At 34.8% G+C, this 25477-nt stretch carries 27 protein-coding genes; 20 read left to right on the top strand and 7 right to left on the bottom strand.

What is annotated here, in order from left to right; all coding sequences use genetic code 11:
• Positions 1 to 7 precede the first annotated feature (7 nt).
• From NSQ08_RS17015 to NSQ08_RS17005, 3 genes are read right to left on the bottom strand one after another with little or no spacing between them, the layout of a single operon-like run.
• Positions 8 to 919, bottom strand: a complete 912-nt coding sequence (locus NSQ08_RS17015) for a DNA-3-methyladenine glycosylase 2 (protein ID WP_340777190.1) — start codon at positions 917 to 919, stop codon at positions 8 to 10.
• Between the two features lie 2 nt (positions 920 to 921).
• Entirely contained in the window at positions 922 to 1446 is a 525-nt protein-coding gene (locus NSQ08_RS17010) for a methylated-DNA--[protein]-cysteine S-methyltransferase (protein WP_215590095.1), read from the bottom strand.
• Positions 1447 to 1450: 4 nt separating this feature from the next.
• Positions 1451 to 2023, bottom strand: a complete 573-nt coding sequence (locus NSQ08_RS17005) for a bifunctional transcriptional activator/DNA repair enzyme AdaA (RefSeq protein WP_215590094.1) — start codon at positions 2021 to 2023, stop codon at positions 1451 to 1453.
• A gap of 154 nt (positions 2024 to 2177) precedes the next feature.
• Between NSQ08_RS17005 and NSQ08_RS17000 the strand changes: the two genes are divergently transcribed.
• The 6 genes from NSQ08_RS17000 to NSQ08_RS16975 all read left to right on the top strand — a co-directional run bounded on the left by NSQ08_RS17000 (position 2178) and on the right by NSQ08_RS16975 (position 7923).
• On the top strand, positions 2178 to 2936 hold the full coding sequence (locus NSQ08_RS17000) for an exodeoxyribonuclease III (protein ID WP_340777184.1): 759 nt from the start codon (positions 2178 to 2180) through the stop codon (positions 2934 to 2936).
• 303 nt (positions 2937 to 3239) lie between these two features.
• Positions 3240 to 4205: an iron-hydroxamate ABC transporter substrate-binding protein gene (locus NSQ08_RS16995; protein ID WP_002014659.1), complete on the top strand. Its 966-nt coding sequence runs from the start codon at positions 3240 to 3242 to the stop codon at positions 4203 to 4205.
• A gap of 27 nt (positions 4206 to 4232) precedes the next feature.
• Complete coding sequence (locus NSQ08_RS16990; protein WP_002014660.1) at positions 4233 to 5240, top strand: FecCD family ABC transporter permease; 1008 nt, start codon at positions 4233 to 4235, stop codon at positions 5238 to 5240.
• Entirely contained in the window at positions 5233 to 6255 is a 1023-nt protein-coding gene (locus NSQ08_RS16985) for a FecCD family ABC transporter permease (RefSeq protein WP_002142808.1), read from the top strand. Before NSQ08_RS16990 ends, NSQ08_RS16985 begins: the two co-directional genes overlap by 8 nt.
• Before the next feature lie 14 nt (positions 6256 to 6269).
• Complete coding sequence (locus tag NSQ08_RS16980; protein WP_002142804.1) at positions 6270 to 7091, top strand: ABC transporter ATP-binding protein; 822 nt, start codon at positions 6270 to 6272, stop codon at positions 7089 to 7091.
• A 16-nt stretch (positions 7092 to 7107) separates the two neighbouring features.
• Positions 7108 to 7923: an alpha/beta hydrolase gene (locus tag NSQ08_RS16975; RefSeq protein WP_340777176.1), complete on the top strand. Its 816-nt coding sequence runs from the start codon at positions 7108 to 7110 to the stop codon at positions 7921 to 7923.
• A 44-nt stretch (positions 7924 to 7967) separates the two neighbouring features.
• Here NSQ08_RS16975 and NSQ08_RS16970 read toward each other — a convergent pair whose 3' ends face one another.
• Positions 7968 to 8657, bottom strand: a complete 690-nt coding sequence (locus NSQ08_RS16970; RefSeq protein WP_340777173.1) for a class I SAM-dependent methyltransferase — start codon at positions 8655 to 8657, stop codon at positions 7968 to 7970.
• An 87-nt stretch (positions 8658 to 8744) separates the two neighbouring features.
• Between NSQ08_RS16970 and NSQ08_RS16965 the strand changes: the two genes are divergently transcribed.
• The 6 genes from NSQ08_RS16965 (at position 8745) to NSQ08_RS16940 (ending at position 14560) form a co-directional block, all read left to right on the top strand.
• Positions 8745 to 9815 (top strand): helix-turn-helix transcriptional regulator, encoded by a 1071-nt coding sequence (locus NSQ08_RS16965; RefSeq protein ID WP_340777169.1) that lies wholly within the window; start codon positions 8745 to 8747, stop codon positions 9813 to 9815.
• A gap of 307 nt (positions 9816 to 10122) precedes the next feature.
• Positions 10123 to 10350 carry a hypothetical protein gene (locus NSQ08_RS16960; RefSeq protein WP_002014667.1) on the top strand — a complete coding sequence of 76 codons (228 nt, stop codon included), beginning with the start codon at positions 10123 to 10125 and terminating at the stop codon, positions 10348 to 10350.
• 292 nt (positions 10351 to 10642) lie between these two features.
• On the top strand, positions 10643 to 10945 hold the full coding sequence (locus NSQ08_RS16955) for a metal-sensing transcriptional repressor (protein WP_002014668.1): 303 nt from the start codon (positions 10643 to 10645) through the stop codon (positions 10943 to 10945).
• A gap of 195 nt (positions 10946 to 11140) precedes the next feature.
• The gene (gene copZ / locus NSQ08_RS16950; protein WP_002033654.1) at positions 11141 to 11347 is read left to right on the top strand and encodes a copper chaperone CopZ; all 207 of its coding nucleotides are present in this window, start codon (positions 11141 to 11143) and stop codon (positions 11345 to 11347) included.
• Between the two features lie 94 nt (positions 11348 to 11441).
• The gene (locus tag NSQ08_RS16945) at positions 11442 to 13862 is read left to right on the top strand and encodes a heavy metal translocating P-type ATPase (RefSeq protein WP_340777157.1); all 2421 of its coding nucleotides are present in this window, start codon (positions 11442 to 11444) and stop codon (positions 13860 to 13862) included.
• 218 nt (positions 13863 to 14080) lie between these two features.
• Positions 14081 to 14560, top strand: a complete 480-nt coding sequence (locus tag NSQ08_RS16940) for a GNAT family N-acetyltransferase (protein WP_002142798.1) — start codon at positions 14081 to 14083, stop codon at positions 14558 to 14560.
• Between the two features lie 19 nt (positions 14561 to 14579).
• Here NSQ08_RS16940 and NSQ08_RS16935 read toward each other — a convergent pair whose 3' ends face one another.
• Both NSQ08_RS16935 and NSQ08_RS16930 read right to left on the bottom strand, forming a co-directional pair.
• Positions 14580 to 14852, bottom strand: coding sequence for an HU family DNA-binding protein (locus NSQ08_RS16935; protein ID WP_002033657.1), 273 nt, complete (start codon positions 14850 to 14852; stop codon positions 14580 to 14582).
• Between the two features lie 140 nt (positions 14853 to 14992).
• Entirely contained in the window at positions 14993 to 15808 is an 816-nt protein-coding gene (locus NSQ08_RS16930; RefSeq protein ID WP_002014675.1) for a formate/nitrite transporter family protein, read from the bottom strand.
• A 196-nt stretch (positions 15809 to 16004) separates the two neighbouring features.
• Between NSQ08_RS16930 and NSQ08_RS16925 the strand changes: the two genes are divergently transcribed.
• Both NSQ08_RS16925 and NSQ08_RS16920 read left to right on the top strand, forming a co-directional pair.
• A complete protein-coding gene (locus NSQ08_RS16925) occupies positions 16005 to 16898 on the top strand; it encodes a metallophosphoesterase (RefSeq protein WP_002033659.1) in 894 nt (297 codons plus the stop codon).
• A gap of 124 nt (positions 16899 to 17022) precedes the next feature.
• Entirely contained in the window at positions 17023 to 18234 is a 1212-nt protein-coding gene (locus tag NSQ08_RS16920; RefSeq protein WP_215590088.1) for a M20 metallopeptidase family protein, read from the top strand.
• Positions 18235 to 18288: 54 nt separating this feature from the next.
• Here the strand turns inward: NSQ08_RS16920 and NSQ08_RS16915 are convergent, their stop codons facing one another.
• Positions 18289 to 19371: a chitinase gene (locus NSQ08_RS16915; protein ID WP_002128633.1), complete on the bottom strand. Its 1083-nt coding sequence runs from the start codon at positions 19369 to 19371 to the stop codon at positions 18289 to 18291.
• Between the two features lie 270 nt (positions 19372 to 19641).
• On the opposite strand from NSQ08_RS16915, the gene gabP reads away from it, so the two are divergent.
• The 6 genes from gabP (at position 19642) to pfkB (ending at position 25469) form a co-directional block, all read left to right on the top strand.
• Positions 19642 to 21036 carry a GABA permease gene (gabP, locus tag NSQ08_RS16910; protein ID WP_340777143.1) on the top strand — a complete coding sequence of 465 codons (1395 nt, stop codon included), beginning with the start codon at positions 19642 to 19644 and terminating at the stop codon, positions 21034 to 21036.
• Positions 21037 to 21169: 133 nt separating this feature from the next.
• Entirely contained in the window at positions 21170 to 21508 is a 339-nt protein-coding gene (locus tag NSQ08_RS16905; protein ID WP_078175321.1) for a hypothetical protein, read from the top strand.
• Positions 21509 to 21824: 316 nt separating this feature from the next.
• A complete protein-coding gene (locus NSQ08_RS16900) occupies positions 21825 to 22367 on the top strand; it encodes a DUF420 domain-containing protein (protein ID WP_000228316.1) in 543 nt (180 codons plus the stop codon).
• A gap of 118 nt (positions 22368 to 22485) precedes the next feature.
• Complete coding sequence (locus NSQ08_RS16895) at positions 22486 to 23649, top strand: iron-containing alcohol dehydrogenase (RefSeq protein WP_002142793.1); 1164 nt, start codon at positions 22486 to 22488, stop codon at positions 23647 to 23649.
• A gap of 159 nt (positions 23650 to 23808) precedes the next feature.
• Positions 23809 to 24561 (top strand): DeoR/GlpR family DNA-binding transcription regulator, encoded by a 753-nt coding sequence (locus NSQ08_RS16890; protein ID WP_002142792.1) that lies wholly within the window; start codon positions 23809 to 23811, stop codon positions 24559 to 24561.
• Positions 24558 to 25469: a 1-phosphofructokinase gene (gene pfkB, locus NSQ08_RS16885; protein ID WP_002142790.1), complete on the top strand. Its 912-nt coding sequence runs from the start codon at positions 24558 to 24560 to the stop codon at positions 25467 to 25469. The genes NSQ08_RS16890 and pfkB overlap by 4 nt, the downstream gene beginning before the upstream one ends.
• The last annotated feature ends 8 nt before the right edge of the window (positions 25470 to 25477 follow it).

The raw sequence follows: 25477 nt of genomic DNA, 5'->3' as shown, positions 1-25477 counted from the left end.
GGAAATTTTAATATAGCACCCGCCACAAATAAAAAGTCGCGTAAGACTCCCAATTTGTCCAATTTGATGCAAATTCTTTTATTTCATTTTTAGTCGGTTTCTTTTCGGAACCTGCTATAAATTTAATTGTATTATGCAAACCAACATCATCAATTGGAAAAGCTGAAGGGAATCGTAAACAACGCATCAAAACATAGTGAGCTGTCCATGGCCCTATACCGCGAATGCTAGTTAATTGTTTTTCAGCTTGCTTCACATCTTGTATTTGTAATAGAGATTCTTTTGATAATTTACCTTCTGTAATGAGCTGCGCGACGTCAATTAAGTATTCGCACTTTCTTGTAGTCATTTTTAATGTTGCGAGATCTTCTACATCTAAATTTGCTATTACTTCAGGTGATGGGAATATCCAATGTTTTCTACCGTTCCAATCTACATAATCGCCAAAATTTTCGACTAATCTTCTTTTTAGAGTATAGGCATATGTGAGGTTGATTTGTTGACCTAGAATCCCCCAGCATAGTGCTTCAAATAAATCCGGAATTCCCAAAGTACGAAGACCGTAAAATTCTTTAATGGGTTTTTGAAGGAGTGGGTCGTGTTTAGCTAATTTATAGAAGGGAGCTAAATCAGTAGTTAAATCAAACCACTCTTTTACATAGTTAGATACGGCATCGTGTGCCCATTTTTCAGAGACATATGATTCTCCTAAAAAACGTATTTGAATATTACTATCGGCATTAAAACCAATTTCAACTAATGGATTTATGTTTTGAACAGGAATGACTTTATAGATTTTATTATTTTCAATATGAAACATACATTCATTTTTAGAACGCGATAGATAGCGTAAGTTTTCTTGAAAACTAAATTCTTTTGGAACGACTAAAGACAATATTTCATTACAATCCTCTGTCATATTTACTCCTCCCGAAGCGCTTCTAATTTGAGCAATTCTTTTTTCATTTCTAAACCACCTCTAAAACCGGTAAGTTTACCATTTTTCCCAATAACGCGGTGACAAGGAATAGTGATAAGCAGAGGATTTGCCCCAACGGCAGTCCCAACTGCACGTACAGCGTTAGGTTTTTGAATTCTTTCCGCAATCTCTGAATAAGAATGTGTCTCCCCATAAGGAATTTCACGTACCGTATTCCAAACAGCTAATTGAAATGCAGTTCCGTAAACATCGATAGGAATTGTAAAGGTTTCTAGTTTGGTTTCCAAATACTCGATAAGTTCTTTTGTATATGTTTGCAGATAATCTGGATTTTGGATGAATGTATGTTGTGGCAGTTTTTTGCTAGCCCACGTATTTAGTTCTTCAAAAGTTTCATTTTGCGATCCGATGAAGCATAATCCATTTGAAGTAGCTGCAGTATGCATACGCCAATGTTTATGAATAAGCAATGTCCAATATATAGTTTTATTTTCATGTGGTTTCATTATTTCATACCTCTTTTATTCCGTTCTTTTTTCGATATTCAGTAGGGGTAAATCCTGTCTTCTTTTTAAATAAAGTCGCGAAATACTCCGGATTTTCTATCCCGACATCAGTACTAATTTCCATAATGGATTGATTTGTATGTGAAAGGTATTCTGCCGCTTTTTTAATTCTGAATTGCTGTATATATTCTATTGGACTAATCCCTACAATTTTCTTGAAAGTGCGTTGTAGATGATAAGGGCTACCATGGCATATTTCTGCGAGTAAGTCGAGGGTTAGCACGTCACAATAATGTTTTTGGATATATTCTTTAATTTGCTCTACCCATTCTTCATTGGGTAAAGTTAGCCCGTTTGGTTTACAACGTTTACACGGACGAAAATTTTCATGTAATGCTTGCTCTGCCTTAAGAAAAATACGTACATTGTTTTTATTCGGTATTCTCGATTTACATGATGGTCGGCAAAAAATACCGGTTGATTTTACAGCGTAAAAGAATTTGTCATCATATGTGGAGTCATTATGAATAATTGCTTGCCAATACTCATTTGTTACTGTGAACTCTTCATTATGCACAGAACATCACCTCTGGCATTAGTATAACCTGAATAAAGTACGTATGTACGTATTTACGAATGTAAGAGCAAGATTACAAAGATGAAACTATGATAGGGTATCTATTTTGTGTTAGCATGAAAATTGAAAATGCACATCAAGAGGAGGAACATAGATGAAGTTGATTTCATGGAATGTAAATGGTTTGCGAGCAGTTATTGCAAAAGGTGGATTTCTAGAATATCTAGAAGAATCTAATGCAGATATATTTTGTTTACAGGAAATTAAATTACAAAGTGGACAAATTGATTTAAATCCCGAGGGATATTATACATATTGGAATTATGCTGTGAAAAAAGGCTACTCAGGAACGGCTATTTTCACGAAAAAAGAACCGATTTCTGTTACATATGGTTTAGGGATTGAAGAGCATGATCAAGAAGGACGAGTTATTACGTTAGAATTTGATGATTTTTATATGATAACGCTGTATACACCAAATTCTAAACGAGGATTAGAACGTTTAGATTACAGAATGGAATGGGAAGATGATTTCAGGGCCTATATTAAGCGATTAGATGAAAAGAAACCAGTTATTTTTTGTGGAGATTTAAATGTTGCCCATAAAGAAGTAGATTTAAAAAATCCGAAAAATAATCGGAAAAATCCTGGTTTTTCGGATGAAGAAAGAGAGAAATTCACATGTGTTTTAGAGGAGGGATTCATTGATACGTATCGCTATCTTTATCCTGATCAAGAAGGAGCGTACTCATGGTGGTCATACCGTATGGATGCAAGAGCGAAAAATATCGGTTGGCGTTTAGACTACTTTGTGATTTCTGAAAGGATAAAACATAAAATTACCGATGCGAAAATTAACAGTGAAATAATGGGATCAGACCATTGTCCAGTTGAATTACATATAAATTTCTAAAAAAAGAAGTATCTCGCTAATAATAGGCGGATACTTCTTTTTAATTCAGTTTGTTAAAATTTTTCAAATCATTCTTGAAATAATTGCATATTAAATATATACTTAGTAACGATAATCATTATCAATGAAAAAGGTTATCGATGGATGAAGTGTAAAAGAATTATAGTTTAGGGGAAGTGAATGAGAATGAGTTCCGGATAAAATTATTAATCTAATGAAATATATGTTTGGGACAAGTTTCATGTAGTTAAGTTTTCATATGAAAATAATCTATTTACAAGTTTTGAGAGGAGATATATAAAGATGAACAAGAAGTTATTTACATTAGGGATGGTTACAGTTTTAAGTGTAGGTTTAGCAGCATGTAATAGTACGGATAAAACTTCAGGGGAACAAAAGCAACAGACAAAAGCTACGGAAACAAAAAAAGATGAAAAACGAAAAATTACATATTTAGGTAAAGAATATACAGTACCAGCAAAAGTAGATAAAATTGCGACAGCTAGTTTAGAGTCAATGGAAGATGCAGCAGTACTTGGAATTAAACCAGTCGGTGCAATTACTGTAGGTGGTAAATTACCAAAGTATCTTGAAAAAGAATTAGAGGGTGCAAAATCTGTGGGTGAAAAAATGCAACCTAATTTTGAAACATTACTTCAATTAAAACCGGATGTTATTACATCTAGTACGAAATTCCCAGCAGAAACAGCTGAAAAGTTTACGAAAGTAGCTCCGACGTTCCCGGTATCACACGTTTCAACAGATTGGGAAGATAACTTAAAGTTAATGGGAGAATTAACTGGTAAAAAAGATAAAGCAGAAAAAATTATTAAAGATTACAATGCGGACGCTGAAAAAGCAAAAGCAAAATTAGGAGATAAGTTAAAAGACAAAAAAGTACTTGTAATTAGACTAAGAGCAAATGAATTATTCCTATATCCAGAAGGAGTATACTTCAACCCTGTAATTTATAAAGATCTTGGACTAACTGCTCCAGAACAACTTAAAACTGTAAAAGCACAAGAGAAAATTTCATTTGAAAAACTTGCTGAACTTAACCCAGATTATGTTTTCTTACAATATGAGGCAAGTGAAAATAAAAACCCGAAAGTGCTAGAAGAAATTGAAAGCAATCCAATTTGGCAAAGTATGAATGCTGCGAAAGAAAAGAAAGTATTTGTAAACGTTGTAGATCCAATGGCCCAAGGTGGCACAGCATGGAGTAAAACAGCATTCTTAAAAGAAGCAGTGAAAAATTTATCTAAATAATACAATAAGTAAGGTGCGTTGAATGATATGCAGAAAACGAATGCGGTACCAGTAACCATTTTATGTATAGCACCCATATTGATTTTATTTACAGTTATACTTTCTGTTTTATATGGGGCGAAAAACATTGATGCTGAAACAGTGTGGAATGCTTTATTTCATTTTGATTCAAGCGATGTAAATCATAATATTATTATTACTTCACGTTTACCAAGGGTAGTTGCAGCTCTTTTAGTCGGAGCATTTCTAGCCATATCAGGAGCACTTATGCAGGGGATGACAAGAAACTATCTTGCATCCCCTTCTATTATGGGTGTGACGGATGGTGCAGCCTTTGTTATTACACTTTGTATGATTTTTCTTCCAGGAATGTCATCGATTGGTATGGTTTTATGTTCAATGATTGGCTCTGCACTAGGAGCCGGTATAGTGTTTGGTTTTGGCTCACTCCTTCAAAATGGCTTATCCCCAGTTAGATTAGCAATTATAGGGACAGTTATTGGAACATTTTTAAGTAGTGTATCGGCTGCAATGGCTTCATATTTCCAAATTTCTCAAAATGTTAGTTTTTGGTTTAATGCAAAGTTAGATCAAGTGGACCCTAATATCATTAAAATCACGATACCATTTGGGATAATTGGTATAATTTTAGCACTGTTAATATCAAAATCTATTACCATTCTTTCTTTAGGAGAAGAAGTTTCTATTAATCTAGGGCAGCGTACAAAACTAGTTAAAGCGATGGCAATTTTATCAGTTATTTTTTTAACAGGAACAGCAGTTGCTTTAGTGGGGAAAGTTGGTTTTGTAGGTTTAATTATTCCACACATTACGCGCTTTATAATTGGAGTAGATTATAAGTGGATTTTGCCTTGCGCAGGCGTTATTGGTGGAGTTTTCTTAGCATTATGTGACATTTTAAGTAGATTTGTAAACTATCCATTTGAAACGCCAATTGGAGTCGTTACTTCCTTAATTGGAATTCCTTTCTTCCTTTATTTAATCCGTACAAGAGGAGGAGAGAGACATGCTTAAAAGTTCAAGTCAACGTTTTGGAATGACAATGGGGATTAGTATATTTTTAATATTATGTGCTATTTATATTAGTTTAACGAATGGTACGTTTGATATTACGATTACAGATGTATTTAAAACACTCTTTAGAATAGATCCAGTACCAGACCATGATTTAGTTATTTTTGAGTTTCGCCTTCCGCGCATTGTAATTGCTGGATTAGTAGGATTAGGCCTCGGTGTTGCGGGTGCTGTAATTCAAGGGATTACGAGAAATGGATTGGCGGACCCAGGTATTTTAGGAGTGAATGCCGGAGCAGGTACAGCCATCGTAATTTTCATGTTCTTCTTTCAAGGGCAATTAAAGAGCACAGACTGGGTTTCTATTATGATGATGCCGATGTTTGGTTTAGTCGGTGGGCTAGGAGCCGCTATAATAATTTATCTGTTTTCTTGGAAAAACGGTAAGTTAGACTCGCAACGTCTTTTATTAACAGGGATTGCAATTGGATCTGGATTTGGAGCGTTTTCTATGTATTTATCGCTCAAAATGAAGTCAACTGATTTCGAGATGGCTGCAGTTTGGGTGTCTGGAAGCATATATAGTGCAAACTGGAAGTATATTGTTGCTATGTTGCCGTGGCTTATCATATTAATTCCGCTTATACAAAAGAAAGCTTATTTATTAGATTTATTTCAATTGGAAGAAACGAGTATTACAAGTCTAGGTGTTTCAGTAGAAAGAGAGAAATCTATTTTACTATTAAGTAGTATCGGACTTGTGAGCGCATGTGTTGCTGTTTCAGGAAGTATTGGTTTCATTGGACTAATGGCACCGCATATAGCGAAAAGACTTGTCGGTATTCAGCATAAGCATATAATTCCTACGTGCGGAGTAATCGGAATGTTCCTTGTAATTGCTTCAGACTTTATTGCAAAAACAGTTTTCACACCTGTAGAGTTACCAGTTGGAATCGTTATTTCTATTGTCGGTGTACCGTATTTCTTATATTTACTTTATAAGGCGAAAGCGTAAGAGGAGGAATAAAAGTGAGTATTTTAAGTGCAAAAAATTTAGAGACGAGTTATGAAAAGCTTACAGTGTTTCGCGATTTAAATGTGGAAATACAAGAAGGAAAAGTAACGACAATTATAGGGCCAAACGGGTGCGGTAAATCGACATTGTTAAAAACAATGGGAAGAATCTTAAAGCAAAAGAGCGGTAAAGTATATTTGCAAGGACAGGATTTAAATACAATTCCAACGAAAGAAATTGCGAAGCAGTTAGCTTTACTTCCGCAAACTCCAATTGCACCAGGAGAGCTTAAAGTAGAAGAGTTAATTTCTTATGGACGCTATCCACATCGAAATAACGTAAATAAGTTAACTTCAAAAGATAAAGAAATGATTGATTGGGCATTAGAAATAACGAAAACTTCTGAATTTAGAACGAGACAAATTGCAAATTTATCAGGTGGTCAACGACAGAAGGTATGGCTAGCGATGGCTTTAGCACAAGAGACAGAAGTGTTGCTATTAGATGAGCCAACTACATATCTTGATATGTCTCATCAATTAGATGTATTACAAATTGTGGAGAAGTTAAATAAAGAACATAATTGTACGGTCGTTATGGTATTACATGATATTAACCATGCAGCAAGGTTTTCAGATGAAATTATTGCAATGAAGGAAGGGGAAATCGTTACAACTGGTAGCCCAGAAGAAATAATTACAAATGAAGTGTTAAAAGAAGTATTTCATATTGATGCACGTGTCATGATTGATCCGTATAATGGGTCTCCTGTTTGTTTCGGTTACGATAGCGTTGTATCTCAAAAAGAGAAAGTAGAAATATATGTAACGAGTTAAGAAGGGGGGATATAAGATGAATACTACTATTGAAAAACAGCAGATTATTACATTTAATACAGAACAGTGGAAAATGTATTCAAAATTAGAAGGTAAAGAATATCAAATTCATATTTCAAAGCCGAGGCAGCCAGCACCAGAGTCAGGATATCCTGTTATATACGTATTAGATGGCAATGCCTTTTTTCAAACATTCCATGAAGCGGTTAAAATACAATCAGTTAGAGCAGAGAAAACAGGTGTTTCACCAGCTATTATAGTAGGTATTGGTTATCCAATTGAAGGGGCATTTTCAGGAGAAGAAAGATGCTATGATCTTACACCTGTCGTAATTTCAAAAGATGCCCCGTTAAAACCGGACGGTAAACCGTGGCCTAAAACAGGGGGAGCGCATAATTTCTTTACTTTTATTGAAGAAGAATTGAAACCACAAATTGAAAAGGAATTTGAGATTGATAAAGGAAAGCAAACGTTATTTGGACATTCTTTAGGTGGTCTATTTGCTTTACATATACTATTCACAAACGTAAATGCCTTTCAAAATTATTTTATAAGTAGTCCATCTATTTGGTGGAATAACCAATCCGTGCTTGAAAAAGAAAGGAATCTTATAAATGAATTAAACAATAAGGTTGAAACGGGAGTATTCCTTACAGTTGGGTCATTGGAACGAGAGCATATGGTTTTAGGTGCAAACGAATTATCAGAGCGCCTTCTCCAAGTAAAACACGATCAGTTTAGATTTATGTTTTATGAAGCTGAAGGGGAGAATCATGCATCTGTTGTGCCGACTTCTTTAAGTAAAGGATTGAGATTTATTAGTCAAGTGTAGAAGACGTATATGAAAAAAGGTAAGCAATTGCTTACCTTTTTTCATTATTGTTTTATTACTACGTATCCATCAATTAAAAAGCTTGTGAAAAAGCGATTGATTTGAGTAAATCCACATTCCTCCATGATAGCTAGTAGATTCGTTTCGGAAATAGGAAATATTTCTGTTTCAAAAGAATTTTCAAATCGGTTCCAATCTTCTAATGGAATTTGATTTTGCATCATGTGGTTGCGCCAAGCATTCAATTGTGCAGAAAACATACTTGTATGGGGTACACCATTTATTGTAGAGAGAAAGAATGGAGCACCAGGTTTTAAGCGACTACTAATTTCATTAAGAAGCTCTTTTTTCTCCTTAATAGTTGGGATGAAATGAAGAACAAGCATACAAGTAGCAGCGTCAAATAATGGATTGGTTAATAATGAATGGACAGTTCCATGTACAAAGTGAATTTGATTTTGTATGCCTTCGCTTTCAATTCTTTTTTTAGCTAGCTGTAGCATGCTTTCAGATGGATCAACACCTGTAAAAGATAAGTTGCTATTTTGTTTGCCTATTGAGAGAATTTCTTGTCCACCACCAGCACCTATAACTAGAAAATTTGGATTCATATTTTCTTTAGGGAGTGTAGTAAACAAGAAATGATTCATCATTTCATATAGGTTGTAGTAGCCTGGGATTTTACATGGAATTCTTTGTTCATATGAATTTACGGTAGTATCATTCCAATTCATTTTTAACCTCCTAAGTATGTGTGTTATAGGTTTATTATGGAATGAAATTATGAAGGGAAACAATCCCGTAAATCTGGGGGGAAGAGGATGTATGAAAAAATAACGAAAGAAATTACAATGGTAGCGAATCGTATAAGTTCTATAAGGACATTTCAAGAGTCATTTCTCCACTTAATACGTAAAGTCATTGATTTTGACGCCGCTTGTTTTACAGCTATAGACCCAATTTCTTTTTTATCTACTGGGGCATTTACGGATGAAAGTGTTGAAAAGATTCATCCACAATTGTTTATGAATGAATTTCTAGAAGATGATTTTAATAAATTTAAATATTTATCAGAACACTATCCTCATGTTGCTTCTCTTAGTATGGTGACAAATGGTGAACAAAAGAAAAGCTCTAGATACCGAAATATTTTAAAACCAGCAAGTTTTGGAGATGAATTAAGGGGCGTTTGTATGAGTAAGGGGAACTGTTTTGGGCATCTTAGTTTATTTCGAGGGAGTACAAGTCCCGCTTTTCATATAGATAATTGTAAGTATTTGGCAACTATAGTCCCGATTGCTGGAGAGGCTTTAAAAAAGGCATTTCCTAAACCTTTTTCAGAAGAGAAGGTAATAGGGACAGGTACGATTATATTAAGTGAGGATTTTAATTTATTATATTGGAATCAAGATGGCAGCGATTGGCTCTCAAATTTTAGAAAGTATGAACAGTTAAATATAAAAGAAATACCAAGGCCAATACGTGCGGTTTGTTCGAAAGTAAAGGCTAACGAATATAATGTAGGTTGTATGAATAGAGAAGAAAAAGTTTGTATACCTTTAGCCTATGGACATTTTTTAATCATTCGGGCCAGTAAGTTAGAACGTACAAGTAGTTTTCAGGGTGGTTATGTTGTTCTATTCGAAAGAGCAAGACCGGAAGAAATCTTTCCGCTTATTACGGAAGTGTATAGTTTTACAACACGTGAGAAGCAAGTAATACGTAAAATTCTTACAGGTATGTCGACAAAGGAATTGGCCCATGAACTTTGTATATCTATATACACGGTACAAGATCATTTAAAATCCATTTTTGAAAAGACTGGGGTAAGTAGTAGAAATGAACTCGTGTGGGAAGTTTTTTCAAGATTTTGTTTTGATGGCGATGAATAAAAATAAAATAACTCTACAAAAATCACATGAAGTACGGTGGATGAGTTGTAGAATAGGGCTGAAAAAAGGTTATGGATGAAACATTCCATAACCTTTTTTATAAGTAGAATTGTCCTTTTTGAAAGTTTTGTTTCAACTTTTCGTCTAAATAGACAAAAAGTTGTCACAATTCGGTCACAATTAGCATAAACATAAAATAGACGAAATGAACTTATTTCCAAAAAGGCTTGATTCATTCCATTCATGATTAGTAGAGCTGAAAAAGCATGGATTAAAAGTTCACTATATTCTCAAGGAGGTAGATCGTATGAAAACTATTCTTGCTATCGCTGGGTTTATTTGGGTTTTATCACATGGCATTCCAATTTATGAAGGAGAACAAATTCGCAGTGCTCTGAATAAAAATTTTAATGAATACCATATCATTGATCGGCAAGATAATGTTGTGACAGTTCGTGTAAATGACTGTTTTCATACGGTAACCGTTGAAGGAACTTCAGTAGTGAATGATACAAAAGTATGTGATCAGCAATAATTATATATAGGAAGAAAAAAGTCTCAATTTACACGTGTGAAAATTGAGACTTTTATATTTGTGGATGAATAATAAGCGGGGAGGGACAATCCCTGCTTATTATTGTTTTTTTGAAAAAAAGAAAGGGTATCATATTAATTGAGACTGAGAAGCTAATGATGTGTTAAGAATAATCATAAAGCGAAAATATACTCATATGGGGTATCCTACATAGATATTTGATGATATAATTGGTATACTCATAAAAGCAATTGTTTTATTGGATGAAGAGAAACTTTAAGAAGGTGATAATATGGATCATAAGGACCATGAATCAGTAACACATAGATCAGAAAAAGAAAAAGAACAAATTATAAATAGATTAAAGAGAATTGAAGGCCAAGTCCGTGGTATTCAAAATATGATTGAAAATGATCGTTATTGCGTGGATATTTTAGTTCAAATTTCTGCGATTAATGCAGCGATGAAAAAAGTAGGAATGGGTGTCTTAAAAAATCATACGAGTCATTGTGTTTCAGGAGCTATTAAAAATGGTAATGGTGACGAAGCAATTGAAGAATTAATGACAGTATTTGAACGTTTTTCAAAAGCATAAAAGCCAAGCTAGTATTTGACTAGCTTGGCTTTTGTTTATATAGGAGAAGATATATAAATTCATAATTGGAGCAAAAAAATAAAGATTTTAGAAAAAAATAAAAATCATGATATAAAACCATTGATTACCTTAGGGGGGTATGGTAAGATGTAGTTGTGATTAATAAACAATGAATAAACAAGAGGAGGATTTTAAATGGAACAGTTAACATTAAAAGTTGAGGGTATGTCTTGTGGGCATTGTGTAAATTCTATTGAAAGTAATGTGAAAGAACTAAACGGCGTTGAACAAGTAAAAGTTCAATTAGCAGAAGGAACTGTTGAAGTTACTATCGACTCATCAGTTGTAACGTTAAAAGATATCGTTGCTGTAATTGAAGATCAAGGCTATGAAATTCAATAATAATTTTTAATATAGAAATAAATCGTACTTTATATGGAGTACGATTTATTTTGCTAAAAATTATACCTTATAAGGGTATATAGAGGTGAGAGACATGAATGAGCAAAAAGAGGCCAATCTCCAAATATCAGGCATGACATGTGCAGCCTGTGCAAATAGAATTGAAAAAGGCCTGAAAAAAGTAGAAGGTGTTCATGATGCAAATGTAAATTTTGCACTTGAAAAAACAAAAATAATGTATGATCCCCATAAAACAAATCCACAACAATTTAAGGAAAAAGTTGAGTCGCTAGGATATGGAATTGTAAGTGATAAAGCTGAGTTTACTGTTTCAGGGATGACATGCGCAGCATGTGCGAATAGAGTAGAAAAGCGTTTAAATAAGTTAGAAGGTGTGAACGGAGCGACAGTAAATTTCGCTTTGGAATCAGCTACAGTAGATTTTAATCCTGATGAAATTAATGTAAATGAAATGAAGAGTGCAATCACGAAATTAGGATATAAATTGGAAGTGAAATCAGATGAGCAAGATGGATCAACAGATCATCGCTTACAAGAAATTGAACGACAAAAGAAGAAATTTATTATTTCGTTTATTTTATCATTCCCGTTATTGTGGGCAATGGTGAGTCATTTCTCATTTACATCGTTTATTTATTTACCTGATATGCTAATGAACCCTTGGGTGCAGCTAGCTCTTGCAACTCCTGTTCAATTTATCATTGGTGGACAGTTTTATATTGGAGCGTATAAAGCGCTACGCAATAAAAGTGCAAACATGGATGTTCTTGTGGCACTTGGAACGTCCGCAGCTTATTTCTATAGTGTGTATTTAAGTATTAGGTCGATTGGTTCTTCAGAACATATGACAGATTTATATTTTGAAACGAGTGCGGTACTTATTACTTTAATTATTTTAGGTAAATTATTTGAGGCGAGAGCAAAAGGGCGTTCATCAGAAGCTATTAAAAAGTTGATGGGACTACAAGCGAAAACTGCCACAGTTGTGCGAGATGGAACAGAGATGAAAATTTTAATCGAAGAAGTGGTAGCTGGTGATGTTGTCTATGTTAAACCTGGTGAAAAAATCCCAGTAGATGGAGAAATTGTAGAAGGAAAATCAGCGATAGATGAATCGATGTTAACAGGCGAGAGTATTCCAGTTGATAAAACAATTGGGGATGTAGTAATTGGCTCTACAATGAATAAAAATGGATTTTTAAAAGTTAAAGCAACTAAGGTAGGAAGAGATACTGCATTAGCTCAAATTATTAAAGTAGTAGAAGAGGCTCAAGGTTCAAAAGCTCCTATTCAAAGGGTAGCAGATCAAATTTCAGGTATTTTCGTACCTGTTGTAGTTGTAATTGCTATTATTACATTTGCGGTGTGGATGATATTTGTTACACCTGGTGATTTTGGCGGAGCACTTGAGAAAATGATAGCAGTACTTGTTATCGCTTGTCCGTGTGCATTAGGTCTTGCAACACCTACATCTATTATGGCGGGATCAGGAAGATCAGCTGAGTATGGTATTTTATTTAAAGGTGGAGAGCATTTAGAAGCAACGCACCGATTAGATACAGTTATTCTAGATAAAACAGGTACTGTGACAAACGGGAAGCCTGTTTTAACAGATGTAATTGTAGCAGATGGATTCCATGAAGAAGAAATACTACGTTTAGTAGGTGCGGCAGAAAAAAATTCTGAACATCCACTTGCAGAAGCGATTGTAGAAGGAATTAAAGAAAAGAAAATTGATATCCCAAGTTCAGAAACGTTTGAAGCGATTCCAGGATTCGGTATCGAATCAGTCGTAGAAGGGAAACAATTATTAATTGGTACACGTCGATTAATGAAGAAATTCGATATTGATATTGAAGAAGTTTCTAAATCGATGGAAGAGCTAGAACGAGAAGGAAAAACAGCAATGCTTATTGCGATCAATAAAGAATATGCTGGTATAGTGGCCGTTGCAGATACTGTAAAAGATACTTCAAAAGCAGCTATCGCAAGACTTAAGAAAATGGGTCTAGACGTTGTTATGATTACAGGAGATAATACACAAACTGCTCAGGCAATCGCTAAGCAAGTTGGTATTGATCACGTAATTGCAGAAGTATTACCTGAAGGAAAAGCAGAAGAAGTGAAAAAACTTCAAGCGCAAGGTAAGAAAGTAGCAATGGTTGGAGATGGAATAAATGATGCTCCTGCACTTGCTACGGCGGATATCGGTATGGCAATTGGAACAGGTACGGATGTAGCGATGGAAGCGGCAGACATTACGTTAATCCGTGGTGATTTAAATAGTATTGCTGATGCAATTTTTATGAGTAAAATGACGATTAGAAATATTAAGCAAAATCTATTCTGGGCGTTAGCTTATAACGGCCTAGGAATTCCAATTGCGGCGCTCGGTTTCTTAGCTCCTTGGGTTGCAGGTGCAGCAATGGCATTTAGCTCTGTATCAGTCGTATTAAATGCATTAAGATTACAAAGAGTTAAATTGAAATCTTAAACACTTTCAGCTATAAAGCGAATTTAATATGCTTTTTTACAATAAACAATACTTTGTATGAGTATTGTTTATTGTTCGTTTAGAAGGAAAAGTCGATATAATATAGAAAGAGCAGAAGTAGAATCATATATAGTGGAAGAAACTGTTTCGAAAATAAACACGAAATAATTATCCGGATAACCGAAATAAAAGAGTTAGTTTGATAAGGAGTTTTACATATGTTTAAAGATATTAAAATTAGAACATTCCAGAAGGAGGATTTAGAGCAAGTATTACAATTGTTCTATGAAACGGTTCATACGGTGAATGCAAAAGATTATAACGAGTTACAGCTACAGGCGTGGGCCCCGGAGCGACTAGATAGAGAGAGATGGCTACAGTCTTTAGAAAAGAATATTTGTTACGTTGCTGATTATAAAGGTGTGATAGTGGGATTTGGGGATTATAATGATGATCATTACGTAGATCGCTTATTTACGCATAAAGATTATCAAGGAAAAAGGATAGCATCATACATACTACAGAAGTTAGAAAAAGAAGCAGTGAACTTGCAGCATAGGGATATGTATACAGAGGCGAGTATTACAGCAAAACCTTTCTTTGAAAGCAAAGGTTTTATTTGCATAAAGGAACAAAATAAGCAGCATAATGGTCAGATTTTTATTAATTATGTCATGAAAAAAATAGCCTTCTCATAAATGAGAAGGCTATTTTTCATTATTTTACAGCTTCTTTTAGTTCTTTACCAGCTTTAAAAGCAGGTACTTTAGAAGCTGCGATTTGCATTTCTTCACCCGTTTGTGGGTTACGGCCTGTACGAGCAGCTCTTTCACGAACTTCGAATGTACCGAATCCGATAAGTTGTACTTTTTCGCCAGCAGCTAAAGAGTTAGTGATTGATTCTACTACAGTTTGTAAAACTACAGTAGCTTCTTTTTGAGAAATCTCAGCGTTTTGTGCTACGTTTTTAATTAATTCTGTCTTATTCATGTTTTTCACCTCATATGTAAATAATGCTATTTAAGTTGTTATTATAACGTATAAAACATTCGAGAACAAGTGTACGTACATATATTCGCAAAAAAAATGAAATTTGTAATATTTTTAGGACCAATTTATAGACATTCAATTTAAGCGGATACAGATTTTTTCTTTAATGCAGTTTGCTCTTTATTGGAAGGTAGTTTTTTATTATAAGATATGAAATAAGGTAATGCTACAAATAACATACCCCCTACTAAATTTCCGAAGAAAACAAAAATGAAGTTTGGAAAATATTCAACCCAAGTTAAATGACCAGAAAAAATTGCAGCTGGGATGACAAACATATTGGCTACAACGTGTTGAAATCCAATCGCAACAAAAGTCATAACAGGGAACCAAATACCGACAATCTTTCCGATAAATTCTTTACTTCCCATACTGAGCCAAACAGCTAAACAAACGAGCCAATTACACCCGATTGCAGAAATGAAGGCTTGCAGTGGTGTATCTTGTAGTTTAGCTTGTGCAATAGAAACTGTTTTTGCTAAAAAAGCTCCCTCCGTTAAGCCGACGATATGACCAAAAAAATAAGCGACGAATATAGCACCTATGAAGTTGCTAAACGTAACAATAACTAAATTTCGTATGAAGTGAAATAAGTCGATTTTTTTGTGAAGCCATGCCATTGAAACGGTCATCATGTTGCCAGTTACTAATTCACCGCCTGCAAGGATAACGAGTATAAGACCGATAGGGAATACGGCAGCACCTAAAAAGCTAGTAAATGATCCCCAAGATTTTGGCATTGTTCCGATAACATGGATATCAAGTAAATATCCTAATGCTATGAAAGCACCACCAAAAAAACCGAGAATTAGCATAGGGAGCAATGATAAATGAGCTTTTTTTCTTCCAGAATTAGCAGCAAGTTCCGTAATTTCTTCTGGTGTAAATACAGACATGAATAACCTCTCCTTAATAGAATGATGGAATGAATAGAAGAAACATTTTAAAGAATCTATGTATGATAAAAATATGATATGATTTCTGTATAAATTTGTCAAAGTGAGTGGGGCTGAAATTGGATATAACGAACATTGTTCATGTTGTCACATTAATGTAACAATAAGGATTTAAAGTGATTTTAGAGGTGAAAACATGAATACGCATCATGTAAAAAAAGAACGGAAAAAATCAATCGTAAAGATATTTATTATTAGTTTCATAAGTATATTAATGATACCAGTAAGTTTGTATTTCTATGCGACTGAAATAGAAAGAAGACTAGTAACAGTTACGTGGAATGAAATAGAAGCTCCTACAATTCCTAAAGAGTTTAATAATAAAAAAATATTGCAGTTCTCAGATGTACATTTAGGACCAGATTTTACATTGAAACAACTAGAAAATTTGGTGGAGAAGATGAATGAATTACATCCAGATATAGTAGTTTTTACAGGAGATTTAATAGATAAGTTTGGATCCTATAGTGCGGAAAGAGAAGAAGCAAAGGTTATTTTGCAGAAAATTAAAGCTCCCCTAGGAAAATATGCTGTGTTTGGGAATCATGATAGAGGTGGGGGCGGTAGTTTATTTTACAAAAAGTATATGGAGGAAGCTGGTTTTTCTGTGTTAGTAAATGAAGTGCAGAAAATTAAAGGGGAAAACGGCAAGTATATTACAATATCAGGTTTGGATGATTTTTTATTAGGGAAGCCACAAATAGACTCGACTTTAAAAAACTTAAGACAACAAGATTTCAATATGCTATTAATACATGAGCCGGATGTTGTAGATAAAGTATCTCGTTATCCAGTCGATTTTCAAATGTCAGGACATAGTCACGGAGGACAAGTTCAAATTCCTTTTGTAGGTCCTTTAATTACTACAAAACTAGCTGAGAGTCATGTTGAAGGTATGTATGAATTAGAAGGGAAGAGTAAGCTGTTACATTTATACGTAAATCGTGGTATTGGGACAACCCGAATGCCTGTTAGATTTTTAAGTGTACCGGAACTTTCACTATTTGTATTGAAGCAAAGTAGTGACTGAAGTAGAACGTTTAATATTTTGAAGAATTAAGAGTACTTTTAAAGAAAGTTCTCTTTTTTTATTGATTAAATACAGAATATTATGTATTTTTTATTTAAACTGTTAAAAAGAAAGGGGAATTTCTATGATAGAAACATGGCATAAAGAATTGGAAAGTTTATATAATCAAATGGTTTCGTGGCGAAGAGATTTTCATCAATACCCAGAGCTATCGTTTCAAGAAATAGAAACACCGAAAAAAATAGCTGAAATTTTAAAAAGTTTTCATATTGATGTGAAAACAGATGTCGGGGGAAGAGGGGTAATCGGCGTAATTGAAGGTGGAATACCTGGGAAGACGATGGCGCTACGTGCTGATTTTGATGCACTACCTATTCAAGATGAAAAGAAAGTTTCATATAAATCAAAGGTTCCTGGTGTAATGCACGCTTGTGGCCATGATGGACATACAGCAACACTTTTAGGAGTTGCAAAAATATTAAGTGATAACAGAGACCAACTTTCAGGAAAAATAGTCCTTATTCATCAACATGCAGAAGAGAAAGAGCCTGGCGGAGCAATTGCCATGATTGAGGATGGTTGTTTAGAAGGAGTAGATGTTGTTTTTGGTACACATTTATCTTCTCAGATGCCTTTAGGAATTGTTGGAACGAAAGCTGGAGCAATGATGGCGGCAGCTGATACTTTTGAAGTGAAGATTCAAGGGCGAGGCGGTCACGGCGGTATGCCACATCATACTGTAGATGCTATTATCGTTGCAACACAAGTTATTAATCAGTTGCAACTTTTAGTGAGTAGAAAAGTCGATCCACTTCAATCAGCAGTTTTAACAGTTGGTATATTCCATGCCGGGCAAGCCGATAATATTATTGCGGATACTGCTACGTTTACAGGAACCATTCGAACGTTAGATCCTGAAGTGAGAGAATATATGGAGAAGGAATTTAGACGAGTTGTTGAGGGGATTTGTCAGTCCCTTCATGCTGAAGTTAATATTCAATATAAACGAGGTTATCCAATATTAATAAATCATGTAGCTGAAACACGTCATTTTATGACGGTCGCGGAACACGATCTTGGCAAAGAAAGGGTCATGGAAGTACCACCTATTATGGGCGGAGAAGATTTTGCATACTACTTAGAACATGTTCCAGGAGCATTTTTCTTCACAGGTGCCGGTAATGAAGAAATAGGGGCAACATATCCACACCATCATCCTCAATTCGATTTTGATGAACGTGCGATGTTGGTTGGTGGGAAGTTGCTTTTAAGTCTTGTGAATAGTTATTCAAGAGATGGAAAAGAATTTCTTCATCATGTAGAAGTGAAAAAGTAATTTACATAGATAAAAAACAACAATAGGTCATATAAAACCTATTGTTGTTTTTTATTATTTTTGCAAGGAAAGACTATCAAAATATGTTCTATAGTTATTAGAGAATTCAAAGTTGTTTTTTGCATCCCAATTAATAGACCAAGACATTAGGCCACGGAATGCAGGATAGCCACTCTGACTTGAAAGTTTATACTTTCCTCCGAAAGGAATTCCTTTAATGATATAATCTAAAGCTTTTTTCATTTCAGTGGGGGAAATATATCCGCCACTTGGAGCGGCCGCTGGTGCTGCAGGAAGTCCAATCATGACTTGATCCGAACGAAGAGGCGGGAAAATGTTATTTGCATTACCACCTACAGGAAAACCATGTAAGAGCATATCTGCCATAGCGACTTCGTAGTCTGCAGTACCTTGATTGTAGTTATTACCGTCCATTCCAATCCCGCTACCAGCGTTGTAGTGTTGAACGTGAATGTATGTTAGTTTGTCTTTCACTCCGTAAATAATCGGTAAATATGCACCCCAGATGCTTCCATATGCGCTATAGCCGCCTTGAACATAAGCTGTTTCAGGAGCCATGCTTAATAGAAAATTTGGACCATAATGATCTGAGATTGTCCGAATAGCCGAAATAAGATTTACGATTTGAGGAGTCGTTGGGTTTTTGAAATTAGTGTCATTACCGTTTAAGTAAATTCCTGATTCAAGGTCAATATCTATTCCATCAAAACCGTATTTATCAATTAGAGATTGTATGGAATTAATAAAACGTTGCTTAGCGGCATTATCAGGAAGTAAAACGACCCCATTTTGTCCACCTATTGAAAGAACTACTTTCTTTCCTTTACTTTTTAAATAAGCAATATCTGATTTGAATTCTGCATCTGTACCATACACAGGAGAAAATTCAACAGTGGAACGATCACCACCAGTTTCACCGAAAGATACATTGAGTACATCCCATTTTGGTGAAACGTCTCTTAATTTAATAATGCCAGTACCGTTATCAAAGTTATGCCAGTATCCAACGAGTAATTTTGATCCTAAATTGTTTGCTGCTTGTGCTTGAAAGGGAGCTAGCGGTAGCAGTAAGAAAATTACTAAAGTACAACAAATGAATTTGAACTTGTTTAACATATCAACACTCCTATACAAAAAGTTGTCTAGATGTATAATCTTGTTTATTTAATGATATCTGAAAATTCATTCTCTTGTAAGGTGACTATAATTTTCTCAACAATTGTGTATGGGAAATTATTAAACCTAATGAAATAATTTTTGAAGGAGGTCGAATTGCGATTGTTAAATTCAGAATATTTTGATATATTTTAAAGTATAGGATAAGATTTTTCACATAATACTCTTACATAAATTTCAAAATTAAGTTTGGAAGGGGATGTACAAGAGTTGGATAAAAATCTTAAGAAAGACCTCAAAATACGCCACATTACAATGATTTCCATTGGTGGCGTAATAGGAGCTGGTTTGTTTGTTGGGAGTGGCGCGGTTGTGCATTCAGCGGGTCCAGGTTCTATCGTTTCATATGCATTAGCAGGACTTCTAGTTATTTTCGTTATGAGAATGCTAGGAGAAATGGCAGCTATTAATCCGACAAGTGGTTCATTTGCAACATATGCAAGAGAGGCAATTGGTCCATGGGCAGGTTATACAATTGGGTGGCTATATTGGTTTTTCTGGGTAATTGTTATTGCAATAGAAGCTACAGCAGGTGCTGGTATTATTCAATACTGGATTCCAGAAATCCCACTCTGGTTATTAAGCTTAATATTAACGATTTTATTAACGTTGACGAATGTTTTCTCGGTGAAATCATTTGGAGAATTTGAATATTGGTTTTCATTTATTAAAGTAATAAGTATTGTTTTGTTCCTTTGTCTTGGACTAGCTGTTATTTTAGGATTTGTACCAGGAACGGAAGCACCTGGCACTTCGAATTTGGTAGGTCAAGGAGGATTTATGCCAAATGGTATAAGTTCGGTGTTACTTGGAATCACCGTCGTTATATTTTCATTTATGGGATCTGAGATTGTTGCAGTGGCCGCTGGAGAGTCTGCCGAACCTGTAAAGGCAGTCAAAACAGCAACAAATAGTGTAATTTGGCGTATTCTCGTATTTTTCATTGGATCGATCGCTGTAGTTGTTACACTCCTTCCGTGGAATTCGGCGAACATACTAAAAAGCCCATTTGTGGCGGTACTGGAACATATAGGGATACCAGCGGCAGCGCAAATTATGAATTTTATCGTTTTAACAGCTGTACTTTCTTGTTTAAATTCGGGTTTATATACGAACTCAAGAATGCTTTTTTCAATGGCAGAAAGAGGAGATGCGCCAAAGGTATTTTTGAAATTGAATAGTAGTGGTGTTCCAGTTCGGGCGGTTTTATTTGGAACTTTCTTTGCTTACATTGGAGTTGTTTTTAGTTACATATCTCCAGATAAAGTATTTTTATTTTTAGTGAATGCATCTGGCGGGATTGCGTTACTCGTTTATCTCGTTATAGCAGTTTCACATTTCAAGATACGTAAAAAAATGGGGAAAGCGGAACAACAAAATTTGAAAGTGAAAATGTGGCTTTTTCCATATGTAACATATGTTACAATTGCTGCGATTATAGCAGTTTTAGTTGCCATGCTCGCAATTGAATCTTTACGTTCACAAGCGCTTTTAACAATGCTTGTTACTGTTCTTATAATAATTTCTTATTTTATTTTTAATAGAAATAAAAATAGTACATTGTTGAATCCTAAAAGTAAGAATGAGGAATCTGTTCGATTCTAATTTCTTGTTTTAGAAGAGAGTTACACCCAATCATTGCTATAAAAGAATCATATATAATCATAGAAACAAGTAATTACTATTGTCATAGTGAATATAAACTTTTTTCTTGACTTTTTATATGAAGGCGAGCAAAATGGTAAAAAAGGAAGGGGGGATGACGATGGAAGAGTACGTATTAGAGCTGTATAACTTTTTATATACGACAGAATGGCAAGATATTGTTTCATTTCTAGGAATAATGTTTTGTATGAAAATTGTAATTGTATATATGGAAGAGCAAGGTATGTTCTATTCCTTCTCATCTCCGTTCGATGTGCAGCGCGAGCCGTTGCCAAACTATGCCAAGGTAAATTACGAACAATTTCCTTTTGTGATTTTCTTTATGATTCGATTTATAACAGCAATTGTAAAGAAAAAGGAAAGTGACGATGAAGAGTGCCACTCAACTTGTAATATAGCGACTGCTTTTTAAGCTAAATACAAGGAGGAGATTTATATGTGGTTTCGATTTCTTATGATTGGTTTCTTTTCATTAACAGCAATTTCATTAATGGGATATCAAGTGTCTGAAATATATCAAGCGTATAGCAGTACGTTTTTTAACAAAAACTAATCGCATTGCTATTTGAATAATAAAGCGATAAAATCCTTCTTAAGAAGTATTGTTAAGAAGGGTTTTTTCTTTGCCCTGTCTTACTGTGTCAAACTATTGTCACATTTACACTGTGAATAATATGTTAAAATAGTGAGGTTACGTATACATATTTGAAGGAAGAGGAGTGACCATTTTGGTGGATCAATCAACGAATCAGAAAAGCTATGCTCCTATTGTGATAACGCTTTCTGTAATTGTAAATGCGATTATTTTATTTTTGTTCTTTGGACCTGTTGGCTATGAAGGAGAAGTACATTTTGATGTAACAATTTTACCAATGTTAAATGCAATTTTTAATAGCTTTACGTTCGTATTCTTATTAGCAGCTTTATACTCTATTATTAAGAAGAATGTGAAAATGCACCGTGGTTTCATCCTAGCAGCATTTACAACGACGTTGCTATTTTGTGTTTCTTATTTATCGTATCATTACTTGGCGCCAGCAACACATTTTGGCGGAGAAGGATTCATTAAATATGTGTATTTCATCATTTTAATTACACATATTATCCTAGCAGCAATTATTGTACCGCTTGCATTGTTTGCACTTGTGTTTGGTTTTACGAATCAATTAACACGTCACCGTAAAATTGTACGTTGGACGATGCCGATTTGGTTATATGTAAGTTTATCTGGTGTTATTGTTTACTTAATGATCTCACCTTATTATCAATAAAAAAAATCTCAGCCTGTAGGCTGGGATTTTTTTATTAGGCAAATATTTTTGTGAAATGAAAAAATTGTGGTATACAAAAGTATAGTTGCTTTTTATATAGAAGGGATGGTAAAGATATATGCAAAATTTTGTATTTCGTAATCCGACAAAACTTATTTTTGGTAAAGGACAGTTAGAGCAGTTAAAAACGGAAATTCCACAGTTCGGTAAAAAAGTTCTTCTCGTGTATGGAGGAGGCAGCATTAAAAGAAATGGTATTTATGATAATGTGATTTCTATTTTAAAGGATATAAATGCGGAAGTATTTGAGTTGACAGGAGTTGAACCGAATCCTCGTTTATCAACAGTAAAGAAAGGGATTCAAATTTGTAAAGACAATGGAGTCGAATTTATTTTAGCGGTTGGCGGAGGAAGTGTAATCGACTGTACGAAGGCGATTGCTGCTGGTAGTAAATATGATGGAGATGTATGGGATATTGTAACGAAAAAATCATTTGCTAGCGAGGCGTTACCGTTCGGTACTGTACTCACTCTTGCGGCAACAGGTTCTGAAATGAATGCAGGATCTGTAATTACAAACTGGGAAACGAATGAAAAGTACGGCTGGGGCAGTCCAGTTACATTCCCTCAGTTTTCAATTTTAGATCCACTACATACTTCGTCTGTGCCGAGAGATCAAACGATTTATGGTATGGTCGATATTATGTCGCACGTATTAGAGCAATATTTCCATCACGGCATGAATACAGAATTACAAGATCGTTATTGTGAATCTGTTTTAAGAACAGTAATTGAAACAGCTCCTAAGCTTTTAAGTGATCTAGAAAATTATGAGCATAGGGAAACAATTTTATATTGCGGTACTATGGCGTTAAACGGCATTTTAGCGATGGGAGTAAAAGGAGACTGGGCAACTCATAATATTGAGCATGCAGTTTCTGCTGTTCATGACATACCGCATGGGGGCGGACTCGCGATTCTATTCCCGAACTGGATGAAGCATGTTATAGATGAAAATGTGAGTCGCTTTAAACAGTTCGCTATTCGTGTATTCGATGTAGAAACAGATGGGAAGACAGATAAAGAGGTTGCATTAGAGGGAATTGAGGCGTTACGTCAATTTTGGACTTCAATTGAAGCTCCAGTAACATTAGCTGATTACGCTATTAGAGAAAGTGAAATTGACTTAATGGCGGATAAAGCGATGGCTTATGGTGAATTCGGTAACTTTAAAAAATTAAATAAAGACGATGTTTTAAGTATATATAAAGCTTCTTTATAAGTGAATCGAAAAAAGAAACCCATTTGATATAACAATCAAATGGGTTTCTTTTTTTGTTGTCTATAACTGTTTGTGATTGGTTTTGGTTATTTGTGAATGTTTATGGTTGATTTTTGTGATCGTTTTCATTATACTGTAATCAAAGAAGAGGTGAAGAAAATGTTAACTCCTGAACGTCATCAAATGATATTGCAACTTGTAAAAGAACAAAAAGTTGTTAAATTGCAGCAATTAGTTGAAAGAACAGAAAGCTCTGAATCGACAATTCGTCGTGATTTAGCACAATTAGAAAAACAAAGGTTATTAAAAAGAGTTCATGGTGGTGCCTCTGTTTTAACAGGAAAAGGACAAGAGCCAACGATGGTTGAAAAATCATCCAAAAACATTCAAATAAAACAACAAATTGCTAACTATGCGGCTAGTATTGTTGAACAAGGTGATTGCGTTTATTTAGATGCAGGAAGTACAACATTTGAAATGATTCCATTTTTAATAAATAAAGATGTTACTGTCGTTACGAATGGACTTATGCATATTGAAGCTTTAGTTGAAAATAATGTTCGTGCATATTTACTAGGCGGGATGATGAAAAGTAGGACGAAAGCTTTAATTGGTGCTATGGCACAGGAAAGCATGCAAAAGTACCGTTTTGATAAATGTTTCTTAGGAGCAAATGGTGTACATGAACAGCTTGGTTTTACAACTCCAGATCCAGAAGAGGCACTTTTAAAACAAATGGCATTAACATTTGCGAACGAAGGATATTTCTTAATTGATGAAAGTAAGTTCTCAGAAGTTGCATTTGCGAAAATTGCCAATGTTGAAGAAGCGAATATTATTACAAACCATTTAGAAATTGATTTAGAAAAATATAGAAGACAAACCAATGTAATTGAGGCTGATAAACAATGATCTATACAGTTACTTTAAACCCATCTATTGATTATGTAGTACAAGTTAATTCCTTCGATTTAGGCGCAGTAAATCGAGCAGAGAAAGATATGAAATTTCCTGGAGGGAAAGGCATTAACGTTTCTCGTGTTCTTTATCGTTTAGGTGTTGAAAATGTAGCGCTTGGATTTACTGGTGGATTTACCGGTCGATTTATTAAAGATGTATTACAGGCGGAAGGTGTAACAACAAACTTCGTCCAAGTAGACGGTGATTCCCGAATTAATGTGAAAATAAAAGGGCAAGAAGAGACAGAATTAAATGGGCAAGGTCCTAATGTGACAAATGAACAATTTGAACAATTAATGAAACAAATCGAAAGTATGAGGCAGGGAGATTGTGTTGTACTAGCTGGAAGTGTACCGGCGTCTATCTCAACTACTTTTTATGAATCAATCGCAGCGCTCGGAGCTGAGAAAGGTATTCGCGTAGTAGTCGATGCAAGTGGAAGTGCGCTGCAGCATGTAATTAAAAATAAACCATTTTTAATAAAGCCTAATCATCATGAACTTGGTGAGTTATTCGGAGTAGAGATTTCAACAGTAGAAGATGTTTTACCGTTTGGAAGAAAATTAGTTGAACAAGGTGTAGAGCATGTTATCGTATCAATGGCTGGAGATGGGGCTTTATTATTTACGGCAGAAGGTATATATGAAGCAACTGTTCCGAAAGGTGTTGTAATTAATTCGGTTGGGGCTGGAGATTCTCTCGTTGCAGGGTTTGTAGGTAAATACGAACAGACAAAGGATATTGAAAAGGCATTTCAATATGGTGTTGCAACAGGAAGTGCAACAGCATTCTCGGCGGATTTATGTACAAAGGAAAAGGTAGAAGAATTATTGTCGCAAGTAATTGTAGCTAAGCGATAGGGGGAAGC

It is taken from the genome of Bacillus sp. FSL E2-8887 (genome assembly GCF_038007205.1).
GTDB classification, from domain to species: Bacteria; Bacillota; Bacilli; order Bacillales; family Bacillaceae_G; genus Bacillus_A; species Bacillus_A mycoides.
This window is presented reverse-complemented; position numbering and strand designations above follow the sequence as displayed.

Bases quoted from the DNA above. Each gene is read 5' to 3' on its own strand.
- NSQ08_RS17015 (WP_340777190.1), bottom strand. From the start codon at position 919: ATGACAGAGGATTGTAATGAAATATTGTCTTTAGTCGTTCCAAAAGAA.
- NSQ08_RS17010 (WP_215590095.1), bottom strand. From the start codon at position 1,446: ATGAAACCACATGAAAATAAAACTATATATTGGACATTGCTTATTCAT.
- NSQ08_RS17000 (WP_340777184.1), top strand. From the start codon at position 2,178: ATGAAGTTGATTTCATGGAATGTAAATGGTTTGCGAGCAGTTATTGCA.
- NSQ08_RS16995 (WP_002014659.1), top strand. From the start codon at position 3,240: ATGAACAAGAAGTTATTTACATTAGGGATGGTTACAGTTTTAAGTGTA.
- NSQ08_RS16990 (WP_002014660.1), top strand. From the start codon at position 4,233: ATGCAGAAAACGAATGCGGTACCAGTAACCATTTTATGTATAGCACCC.
- NSQ08_RS16985 (WP_002142808.1), top strand. From the start codon at position 5,233: ATGCTTAAAAGTTCAAGTCAACGTTTTGGAATGACAATGGGGATTAGT.
- NSQ08_RS16975 (WP_340777176.1), top strand. From the start codon at position 7,108: ATGAATACTACTATTGAAAAACAGCAGATTATTACATTTAATACAGAA.
- NSQ08_RS16970 (WP_340777173.1), bottom strand. From the start codon at position 8,657: ATGAATTGGAATGATACTACCGTAAATTCATATGAACAAAGAATTCCA.
- NSQ08_RS16965 (WP_340777169.1), top strand. From the start codon at position 8,745: ATGTATGAAAAAATAACGAAAGAAATTACAATGGTAGCGAATCGTATA.
- NSQ08_RS16960 (WP_002014667.1), top strand. From the start codon at position 10,123: ATGAAAACTATTCTTGCTATCGCTGGGTTTATTTGGGTTTTATCACAT.
- NSQ08_RS16955 (WP_002014668.1), top strand. From the start codon at position 10,643: ATGGATCATAAGGACCATGAATCAGTAACACATAGATCAGAAAAAGAA.
- copZ (WP_002033654.1), top strand. From the start codon at position 11,141: ATGGAACAGTTAACATTAAAAGTTGAGGGTATGTCTTGTGGGCATTGT.
- NSQ08_RS16945 (WP_340777157.1), top strand. From the start codon at position 11,442: ATGAATGAGCAAAAAGAGGCCAATCTCCAAATATCAGGCATGACATGT.
- NSQ08_RS16940 (WP_002142798.1), top strand. From the start codon at position 14,081: ATGTTTAAAGATATTAAAATTAGAACATTCCAGAAGGAGGATTTAGAG.
- NSQ08_RS16935 (WP_002033657.1), bottom strand. From the start codon at position 14,852: ATGAATAAGACAGAATTAATTAAAAACGTAGCACAAAACGCTGAGATT.
- NSQ08_RS16930 (WP_002014675.1), bottom strand. From the start codon at position 15,808: ATGTCTGTATTTACACCAGAAGAAATTACGGAACTTGCTGCTAATTCT.
- NSQ08_RS16925 (WP_002033659.1), top strand. From the start codon at position 16,005: ATGAATACGCATCATGTAAAAAAAGAACGGAAAAAATCAATCGTAAAG.
- NSQ08_RS16920 (WP_215590088.1), top strand. From the start codon at position 17,023: ATGATAGAAACATGGCATAAAGAATTGGAAAGTTTATATAATCAAATG.
- NSQ08_RS16915 (WP_002128633.1), bottom strand. From the start codon at position 19,371: ATGTTAAACAAGTTCAAATTCATTTGTTGTACTTTAGTAATTTTCTTA.
- NSQ08_RS16905 (WP_078175321.1), top strand. From the start codon at position 21,170: ATGGTAAAAAAGGAAGGGGGGATGACGATGGAAGAGTACGTATTAGAG.
- NSQ08_RS16895 (WP_002142793.1), top strand. From the start codon at position 22,486: ATGCAAAATTTTGTATTTCGTAATCCGACAAAACTTATTTTTGGTAAA.
- NSQ08_RS16890 (WP_002142792.1), top strand. From the start codon at position 23,809: ATGTTAACTCCTGAACGTCATCAAATGATATTGCAACTTGTAAAAGAA.
- pfkB (WP_002142790.1), top strand. From the start codon at position 24,558: ATGATCTATACAGTTACTTTAAACCCATCTATTGATTATGTAGTACAA.